Origin of the sequence: Sulfuricurvum sp., assembly GCF_049277495.1 — a bacterium.
GTDB lineage: Bacteria > Campylobacterota > Campylobacteria > Campylobacterales > Sulfurimonadaceae > Sulfuricurvum.
Genome location: NZ_JBASYM010000045.1, coordinates 57,530 through 66,561, shown reverse-complemented (window position 1 = coordinate 66,561; position 9,032 = coordinate 57,530). Strand labels below are relative to the sequence as shown.

General features: G+C 49.4%; 8 protein-coding genes. 1 reads left to right on the top strand and 7 read right to left on the bottom strand.

Translation table 11 applies throughout. The features are described from left to right. On the bottom strand, nucleotides 1–377 hold a 377-nt coding region (locus WAO38_RS08460; protein ID WP_422236171.1), incomplete at its 3' end, for a rhodanese-like domain-containing protein. Between the two features lie 34 nt (nucleotides 378–411). After that, nucleotides 412–1,662: an MgtC/SapB family protein gene (locus tag WAO38_RS08455; protein WP_422236169.1), complete on the bottom strand. Its 1,251-nt coding sequence runs from the start codon at nucleotides 1,660–1,662 to the stop codon at nucleotides 412–414. A 102-nt stretch (nucleotides 1,663–1,764) separates the two neighbouring features. Here WAO38_RS08455 and WAO38_RS08450 point away from each other — a divergent pair, with 102 nt between their 5' ends. Continuing rightward, nucleotides 1,765–2,445, top strand: coding sequence for an SIMPL domain-containing protein (locus WAO38_RS08450; protein ID WP_422236167.1), 681 nt, complete (start codon nucleotides 1,765–1,767; stop codon nucleotides 2,443–2,445). Here WAO38_RS08450 and WAO38_RS08445 read toward each other — a convergent pair. The 5 genes from WAO38_RS08445 to WAO38_RS08425 all read right to left on the bottom strand — a co-directional run bounded on the left by WAO38_RS08445 (nucleotide 2,418) and on the right by WAO38_RS08425 (nucleotide 9,020). Further along, complete coding sequence (locus WAO38_RS08445; RefSeq protein WP_422236165.1) at nucleotides 2,418–3,683, bottom strand: hypothetical protein; 1,266 nt, start codon at nucleotides 3,681–3,683, stop codon at nucleotides 2,418–2,420. The genes WAO38_RS08450 and WAO38_RS08445 overlap by 28 nt on opposite strands. After that, nucleotides 3,676–3,918 (bottom strand): DUF2249 domain-containing protein, encoded by a 243-nt coding sequence (locus WAO38_RS08440; protein WP_422236163.1) that lies wholly within the window; start codon nucleotides 3,916–3,918, stop codon nucleotides 3,676–3,678. The genes WAO38_RS08445 and WAO38_RS08440 overlap by 8 nt, the downstream gene beginning before the upstream one ends. Further along, nucleotides 3,915–4,349: a hemerythrin domain-containing protein gene (locus tag WAO38_RS08435; RefSeq protein WP_422236161.1), complete on the bottom strand. Its 435-nt coding sequence runs from the start codon at nucleotides 4,347–4,349 to the stop codon at nucleotides 3,915–3,917. Before WAO38_RS08435 ends, WAO38_RS08440 begins: the two co-directional genes overlap by 4 nt. 145 nt (nucleotides 4,350–4,494) lie before the next feature. Then, entirely contained in the window at nucleotides 4,495–7,329 is a 2,835-nt protein-coding gene (locus WAO38_RS08430) for a translocation/assembly module TamB domain-containing protein (protein WP_422236159.1), read from the bottom strand. Further along, nucleotides 7,326–9,020 carry an autotransporter assembly complex protein TamA gene (locus WAO38_RS08425; RefSeq protein WP_422236157.1) on the bottom strand — a complete coding sequence of 565 codons (1,695 nt, stop codon included), beginning with the start codon at nucleotides 9,018–9,020 and terminating at the stop codon, nucleotides 7,326–7,328. The genes WAO38_RS08430 and WAO38_RS08425 overlap by 4 nt, the downstream gene beginning before the upstream one ends. Nucleotides 9,021–9,032: the final 12 nt, after the last annotated feature.

The window sequence follows — 9,032 nt, the reverse complement described above, 5'->3', positions numbered from 1 at the left end:
GCTTTGTACCCTCCGATAACGCGGTCGATCCGGTAACCGATGTTGGAAAAGATCGTCCCCAAAGAGGAAGACCGCATACCGCCTCGGGCGCAGTAGATGGCGATTCTGGAATTGGGAGTATAGGCGGGATAGATATCGTGGATATGGCGGGCGGCATTCAAGCAGACGAACGATGCCCCTTGTACCCGTGCTTCAAACGGGGATATTTGTTTGTACGTAGTTCCCACCTGATGATGTTCTTCGTCGTTCAGGGCGTAAAAGTTTTGGGCCAAAGGAATATGCGATTCGCCGTATTCGTGAGGACTGCGCGCATCAATGATGAGATCGTAGGTGTTTAGGGATTCTAAAAAGGTTTCAATCGGTATGGTTTGTATCATTTAAAATTCTATCATTTATCGGCTAACAGCCCCATTAGAGGATGAAAAAAGCCGTTAGTGTAAAAGTGCCGATCGAAATAAGATAATAGGTAAAGACAAACCGGAACAGCTCAAGTTTTCCGAGAAAGAGAACCAATCCCATTTTGGCGATCGTGTTGGTGATGATGGCGATCATGATAGCGTAGTGGGCCGTTGTCGGATTCAAGCCATTTTTGGCTAAGGCTGAGAGGGATAAAACGATCGCATCGACATCGGCAATCCCCGAGAGAGAGGCGATCGCATATACCCCCATGTTTCCGATGTAAAGATTTGCCAGTTTGATCAGGGCAAGTGTGGCTCCGAATATCAAGCCCATAAAGAGGGCTTCTTTGAGATCAAACGGATTTTTGAATTCGATGTCCTGAGGGATGGTTTCGCGTTTTGAGGTGAAGTACAGCAGTGCGATATAGCCGAAGCCGCTGAGGGATCCGACGGCGATTGGGATGATAAAAGCACGCGTCAGAGGGGGATTGATGACCCACATTTCGACACCGGCACGAATCAGCATCATGGAAGAGGCTAATGCAATCCCTACCGCCAAGTTTTTGGTTAAGTGTCCGTTTTGATGTACCCGCCGTGCCATGCTCATCGCAACGGCAGTTGAGGAGACGAGCCCGCCGAATAATCCTGCCACGCCGATCCCCTGTGATGCCCCTAGTATACGGATGGCGATATAGCCGAAAAATGAGATCCCCGCAACCAAAACGACCATGATCCAGATGGTATAGAGGTTCACCAGTCCCATAGGATCAATCGGCTTGTTCGGAAGGATCGGAAGAATGACGAAAGTCATAAGCATAAACAAAATAGCGGCGCTGAGGTCTTGTTTGGTGATGGTTTGTTCGTATTCTTGGACTTTGTCTTTGATATTGAGGATAAACAATACCAATATCGTGATAAATACGGAGAAGATGGGGAGTGCAAAATGGAGCATCCCGCCAATGATAAACGTAATAAGTGCGGCAAATTCGGTAGTAGAGCCTTTCTCGGGCACCGCGATACTGTTGACGGTATAGGCGGCAATGAGCAATAATCCTGCGATGAGGGCGGATGCGAGGATAAAATAGGGGATAAACGTACTGAACCAGGAGGAGAGGTAGCCGAAAAGAGCAATCATAGCGAACGTTCTGGCTCCCCCGAAATCTTGGGCCTTATGCGAATAAATCGTGTGCATCGCACGCTGCAAGCCGATGAGAAATCCCAGTACAAGAGAGAGGATGCTGTTTTGTATAAATAACGGGTCCATCCGACACCTTTTTTCCAAACTTGCGCGATAACGCTGATGAAAGATTATAGCGTAGATAAAATAGATGATACAATAATGGCAAATACGATAGAGGTGTCCGGTATGAAAAAATGGTGTGGTTATCTATTAGTGCCGTTATTGGCAGATGCCTCAATGAACATTACGGCAAATGAACAGGTATCAGCGATGCTAAAACCGGATGTCCTGAGAGGTAATATGAGCTTTGAGGAACAAGGGAAAAATCAAAACAGTATCAAAGCGCATCTCAATGCCATTGTTGCCGAAGTGAAGCGGATCGATCCTGCCGGGCGTTATTGTCACGGCGGAGGATATACCCTCTCCCCGCGTTACAGCTACAAAGAGAATAAGCAGGAGTTTATCGGCTACAGCGGAAATCTTTCTTTCGGATGCGAATTTTTGAGTATCGATCAGTATAACGACGTTAGTGCCGCGATCGATAAGGTTAGTGCTGCGACGGTTCGAAAAAACCAAGGAGAGCTGGTATGGGGTGTGAGTGCAAAGCAGGAGGATGAAACCCAAAGCCGGCTCCGTCTTGAGCTGTTGAGAAAGGGAGAAACCCAAGCAAAAGGATTCTCCAAAGAGACGGGGATGGAGTGTGCGGTGGCATCGGTCAATTTTGGCGGCATTCCCAATGCAGTGCCGATGCGGGCAAAAGGGGTAATGATGATGGCCTCCGTCCCCACGGAAAGCCCGATTCAAAGCGAGTCGGAATCACAGCTCAGTGCTACGGTCGATTATATCTGCTCGAAGCGTGTTCCGTGAGACAGTGTCCAACGATACAGACGAAGCGCTTGGGTCAGGTTAAAGAGCAACAGGGCAAACATCGCTCCTCCCGTGATGGCACTGACGGCTAACATTTCAGGAAGAAATACTCCAAAGAGCGCCATGACGGCCGTGAGAAGAAAGAGGCTAAAAACGGCTTTGGCACGGGAATGAGGGATAATGTTCGACATGATCGGAACCTCCATGTAGCCTGATGAATTGAGATGGAACCACACTAGAAACGGGACGATCTTCCCCATCATCCCTAAAATAACCGCCAGTGCAAACAGAGCAAACGAGATAAGCGAAACGCTTTGCAGGGGTTCATAGCCGTTCCCGTAAAAAACACCGTACGTGAGAATAGCGTTCAAAAGCAAAACCATTCCCGAACCCCAAAACCAAATACTCACATCGCTAACACGCCGTTTGCGCAGCTGTAACCGCTTTAGCGTCGTGACGACAAATCCGATTAATAACGCACCGATGATCAAGTCAAATATCCATCCAAAAGGGAGGGCGGCAAAGAGCCAAATGATTTTGAGGAACAAGGAGGTGGCAATGATACGAAAAGCATTTCGCTTGCACCATGAACTGTAGCCGGGGGTGACGTAAAACATCTCGATGACTTGAAAGGCAACGGCGATGATGAGAGTTGCAACCCACCCGATCAGTCCCAGTGAATAGTGCGAAGAGCGGATCGCATCATGCATCGCGCTAAAAGAGCTGTTGGCATATTCGCTCGCCATCACAACTCCTAAAATAGCGGTGAGAGCGAGGGCGATTAGGGCTAATCGCATCCCTTTGAGGGTTTCGTGGGTGATCTCACCGAAGAGCAAGGGGAGGATGAGGTTGGCGGCATGGAGGATCGATGCCCCTAAAAATACCGATGCGATAATAAAGAGTGTCGGAAGGGTAAAGATGAATGCCCCGCTGAGGGAGAGTATCCCGATCACCAAAAATAGATGGATCAAAAAGGCGTTCCCCAGCGCTGAGGGGATGCTCCGCCCTCCCAAAACGCTCTGCATCTGAAACAGTGCGCCGATCATACTCATCGTGATGACCCCTAAAAACATCAGATGAACGGATGCGAGCGATAGGGGACTGGTCGGTGTTAAAACACCGTTTGGGTCCAGAAAAACGATGCAGCAAAGGGCAAAACCGAAAATAGGAACGGTGAGGAAAAAGCGCATCACCACCGATATCGGAGGTGCCTGATCCAGTGAGAGCCCGTTATACATGAGCATGCTCCAGCACCACCGTTGGACTGCGGGTAATGTAAATGTGCCAGATATTCTCTGCATCCATAACACTGAGGTATCGGCCGCCGTTTTTGGTGATGATCTCAAAAAGGGGGACGGGTTCGCGCCGATGGATCATGTGCAGAATATCATCGTCTCTGAGTTTTTTAAATGCATCGACTGCCATTTCCAGCGGAATCGGATGATCTAGCTCCCGGGTATCGAGGAGAATCATCGTTCCATCTCTTGGAGGGTTTGGATCATCAGTTCCGCATCGCCTGCCAACGTACGGTCGATCATCGGATAGAGCATCTGCTCTTCTTTCATGTTGTGCTGCTGGAGCATAATCATCATCGATTCGCCGATTCCGAAAAAATCATTCGCGCGGTTTTCCCCCAGCGCCAGACGCATGGACTCCAGCAGACTCCGAAGCTGCTGGTGCTCATAACGCATCATCTGTGTCGGTCCACCCATCATCCCCGTCCGTTTTTCAAACGTGATGAAGAGTTCACGCTCTTCCATATCAAAATGGTGATTTGTCGCATGGTAGAACGCATCGAAAAGCTCTTTGGCCTTTTGTGTTTGTTTGTCTGCCAAAGCATTTTCCGCTTCGGTATAAAGATGGTCGCACGCACGGTGATCGTCACGCATAAATTCTAAGATCATGGATAGCCCTTTATTGCTTTAATTCTGACAGTATAAAAGAATCATGGCAAACAAATCTTGACCGATATCAAGGTATAACAACCATCTGCCTCGTCAGAGGCTAGCTTCAGTGCCATAGCGGCTAGCGTAGCCGAGTGGGTTTTACTCACTTGGCGTTTTTAATGTTTTTGTTGTGCGGGAGGAAATCACGGAAGTCTTTGATGTAAATGGCATTGATCCCCTGTCCGAGTTCATGGACGTCGGCATCCAGCCGCAGCCAACGGTTGAGGGTATATTGGAGGGTGACACTGGATACGGTGTCATTTTTATAGATGACGCGGAGGTCTTTATTGAGATGGGCTCCTACTTCAAATCCCATTCCCCCCTCGGCGGTCGTGAGGATATTCATCGTATCAAGCTGAATCTTGGTCGCCCCTTTGATTAGCCCTTTGAGCCCTGCGCCCAGCATGAAATTACTGGCATCCGCCCGGACGGTAGAGGTGGAGTTGTCGCCTCCGGAGATGGTGTTTGCCGGGGTGCCGAAGAGGATATAGCTCATAATATCATTTTGGCTCATAACCGGATCGGAGTTAAAGAGGAAGATCGGCGAATCGAGCGTATGGGTGATATAGATGATTATTTTTTTGTAATCGATTTCGTAGGCAACGGTCAGATTGAGATAAGGGTTGAGCGGTACATCTCCGCCAAAATAGATTTCGCTGGGTTTGATGGCGAATACTTTTCCCGCGCTGGTCGCAGTGCCGGAAGGGATACTGACCATTCCTAAAATCTGCATCGGATCGGTCGGGTCCTTCCAGAGGGTTATGTCGGGATTGAGCAGAATATCGAGCTCTTTGGTCTTAAAGTGGATGGGCTGCTGGGCGGTAATGTGAAGATTTACGCTGAGTTTCGCTTTGCTCGGAGGGCGTACATCCTGGATAATGATGATGTCGTCGTCCATGACTTTAAACTGCTGCAAGGGGAGATTCGCGATCGTCGCATCGAGGATTTTTAGCGAACCCGAGAGATTTTGGTTTGCATCATGGTCTCGGGTAAAGGTGATGTCGGCATTGGCATGGGCATCGCCTTCGGGACCGTGGTAGCTGAAACGGTTCGAATGCAGGTGCAAGGAAGCACTGAGATCGGGCTCAATCACACCGCGGACCAAGAGGGTATCAAAGATCCACAACTCGTCTACGATGAGTTTCCCCTCCGAATTTAGATGCAGATAAGAGGGCTTATCGGAAAGGATGGGATGATTGGCGATTTCGAAGCGGTAGCGATCTAAAGTGATGTTGCCGTCATTATAGGAGATACTCGCACTCCCTTCCGTCCCTCCGTAGGCACGCTGTGAATCGAGGACGGCGGCATACCACGGAACGCTGATGTCGCTTTGAACGGTGAGAGTCTCTCCGAGGCTTATATGGGTTTTTGCACGAATCTCGGCGTCGTAGTATTCGCCCTGGTGCAATTCGATCGTCTGCAGCTTGGAAAGGGTCGCGAACAAAGAGGGGATGATAGCATCGACATCGATAACCTTTTTCGTCGGAGTAAGTGATCCGGTAATGTCAAAAAACGCCCCGAGATAATTTCCCGAGCCTTTGAGTGTTTTACCCGATACGGTAGTGATAAGATCCAGAGAGTCTCCGGTGAGATTGATCCGTGTAATGTTGGATTCACTATCCGCAGAGAGGGTCAAATGTTCCGGCGGTTGATATGCCCAGTTTTTCCACATTTCCGCATCCGGCGGCAAGGTTACATTTCCATCCAGAGAGTGATGGCCGTTTTGGGTCGAAAAGGATCCTTTAAATCGGGCATGGTCGTGAACGGCATCAATATTGCCTTTCAGAACTTCGGTGCTGAGAAGATAGCTTCCCTGAGCCTTTAGTTGAAGGGGAGAAGAACGTAATGGTTCCGGAAGGTCGGGAACAAAATTGAGGTTCTGGTGATCACTTCGGAGTTTCCATGCAAACCGGTCGTAATCCTGGCTAGAGATATCGAGGATACTGTCATCGAGCATCAGGCTTCCGGTCACCCCGCTTTTGTTATCGGTGAATTCTCCATGCAGTGCGTTGGAGGGGAGCGGTTGGGCTGCGGTGATGATACCGTCGAATTCGGTCGTTGTCGTCCCCTCAAGACTATAGCGGAGGTGCTGTGCCGTCTGCATAGAATCTCCTCCGCGTACCAGCCGATAGTGGGCATCGATATCCAAATAATCGTTCTCATAAAAATAGCGAAAGTTCAGAGAGACCGCTTCGGCTCTAATCAGGGGGTCTTGTTTGGAGAGAAGCGTTGCTACGGTGCTTTTTAACAGGGCTTGTTTGGCAGAGAGTTCTGTGATCTGAATGCGCAAAGCCCGAGGCAAAGTTGTGAAACGGCCGCTGTAGGGGGCAAGTTCGACCGCATTGGGATAGAGATCGGCTACTCCGCTGAGACTGCTGTTTCGTACTGTTCCGTGAATAGCACCGCTGGCATATCGGGATTTGAGGGTTGCATTGAGGGTCTCAAAATTGAGGAGATCCCCGTCATACGTCCCATTTTTTCCGCTGATATCGAGCTCGATCGGATAGGAGCTGATGAGCTGGAGATTGGTAATCGTCACCTCACGGAGTTTGAACGTCGGAAACGGCCAGATAGAATCTTCATCACTCAAAAAATCATCCAGATGGAGGCGCAATCCGTCGATCCGTATCGAATCGATCGTGTGTTCCCCTTCCAGCATTTTGACAAGATCGTATTGGAGGACAAGCGTTGTTGCATCCCCTTTTTTACTGTGGAGGTTATGGAGGGTAAACCCTTTGACCAGCGATCCCTCGGCATGAGAATAGTAGATGCCGAAAGGTTCGAGAAAATAGGTATTGGCAATCTCGAGACTGTCGGTGCGGAAGATGATATACAGTGCCGCGGATGCAAGCAGTATGGAACCATAAAGGAGAAAATGAAACGTTATAAACAGATGTTTGAGCCATTTAAGCCAAGGGAGGAGTCGCAGCCGCTTCAAAACAGTTCTCCGAATCGGAAATGGATCGCGTGCTGAGCGAAATCTTCAGGATTGAATCCAAAATCGATGGCGATAGGGCCTACCGGCGTAACATAGCGCAGTCCGGCACCTACCCCGAGATATCCATCTTTGGCATAGTCGGGAAGGATGTTTTGCGACGCGAAAGTGATATCGTTAAACAAAACTCCCCGAACCTCTTTGTAGAGAGGAAACCGGTATTCGAGTGTCCCTTCGGTAATGGATGCGAATCCGATAGGGTCTCCGTCACTGTTTTTAGGGCCTAGATCACGGTAGGTATAGGCTCGGTTCGAGTTCATCCCTCCGGCATAAAAGCGATACGAAGCCGGGACTTCCCCGTCATAAATCCGAAGCGTTCCCCATTTGATTTTGGCTCCGAAAACATGCTCATCGATACTGGTGATGTAAGCCGCCGAGAGGAGTGATTTAAAATAGCTGGCATCCGAAATCCCGGGTGTGTATAAGGACCCCATGAGATTGGCATTGAGCCAATACCCTTTGGTCGGTTCCAGAGGTTTATCCCGCGTATCGTAGTTGAGCTCCCCGATCGGCGAGACGAGGGAGAGTTTATTGTTCGGAAACGAAGAGAGGTCCTGACTATCATACGTTTTGACCTGATCCAGCAAAAAGCCCATCATCGCCGATGCCGGGGTGTCTTGGTATTTAGCCGTCAATTTTTGGTAGGTACTTTCCGTTTTATACCCGTCAAAAATTTCGTTTTTATATCCGATTTCGGCACCTAAAAGTCCCCGGTTTTCGAGGGGAAGACCAAACGTTCCGGATGCTTCCTGTTTGATTTGTGAGTAGCGAACATCGAGAGAGAGGGTTTTCAGGTCACCGAAAAAGTTGCGGTGTTTCAATCCCGTTTGCACCGTGATCCCCTCATCACTGCTGTATCCTAGACCGGCGGTAAATCGGATCGGGAGTTCCGCCTCTTCGATATTCAGCATAATGGGGACGACACTTCCGTTATGTTCGTTGTCATTGATGACCACGCGGGTTATCCCCTCTTTGGCATACAGGGCTTCGTAGCTGAGCCGGATTGCTTCGACGCTGTAGGGATCGCCTTCTTTGAACCGGAGCATCGAAGCGGTCAGATTGCCGTCGATATTGGGAGTTGATGCAACACTGACCGCGCCAAAGGTACACGGTTCACCCGGAGTAGCTTCAAATAAGAGATAGGCATGGTCAGTCTCGATATCGACCCACGCTTTGGTATTGAACTGCGCATTGCAATAACCGGCTTCTCCGTAGCGTTTTTTCATTGCGGATTTGGAGGCGGAAAATGCTTCTTGGTCAAAAAGATCGTCATTGCGGAGGGAAATAGCCGAATCGATATTGAGGGGGCTGTTGATTTGAATATTGCCGACGCGGATAGGGGTGTTTTCCTCAATCACGAAGAGGACTTTGTCCGGGAAGGTCTCTGCGGTGACTTTAGCGTGGTAAAACCCTTTGGAACGATAAAAACTGGTGAGGGCGGAGACGCTTTGAGAAATCGCGATGGGTTCGATACTGGGCTGATCTTCCCAGACTTCGATCGCGTAGGGTTTGCGCAACCCCAAAGTATCATAAAGTTGGGAAGAAGAAGTTTGTTCATTGCCGCTGAATACGATGGGTAGCGGCGCGGCGAGAGCGAGGAGTGCCATTGCGATCAAAAGAATAATGATGCGCACGGAACCCTCCTG

Bases quoted from the DNA above. Each gene is read 5' to 3' on its own strand.
- WAO38_RS08455 (WP_422236169.1), bottom strand. From the start codon at position 1,662: ATGGACCCGTTATTTATACAAAACAGCATCCTCTCTCTTGTACTGGGA.
- WAO38_RS08445 (WP_422236165.1), bottom strand. From the start codon at position 3,683: ATGTATAACGGGCTCTCACTGGATCAGGCACCTCCGATATCGGTGGTG.
- WAO38_RS08435 (WP_422236161.1), bottom strand. From the start codon at position 4,349: ATGATCTTAGAATTTATGCGTGACGATCACCGTGCGTGCGACCATCTT.
- WAO38_RS08450 (WP_422236167.1), top strand. From the start codon at position 1,765: ATGAAAAAATGGTGTGGTTATCTATTAGTGCCGTTATTGGCAGATGCC.
- WAO38_RS08440 (WP_422236163.1), bottom strand. From the start codon at position 3,918: ATGATTCTCCTCGATACCCGGGAGCTAGATCATCCGATTCCGCTGGAA.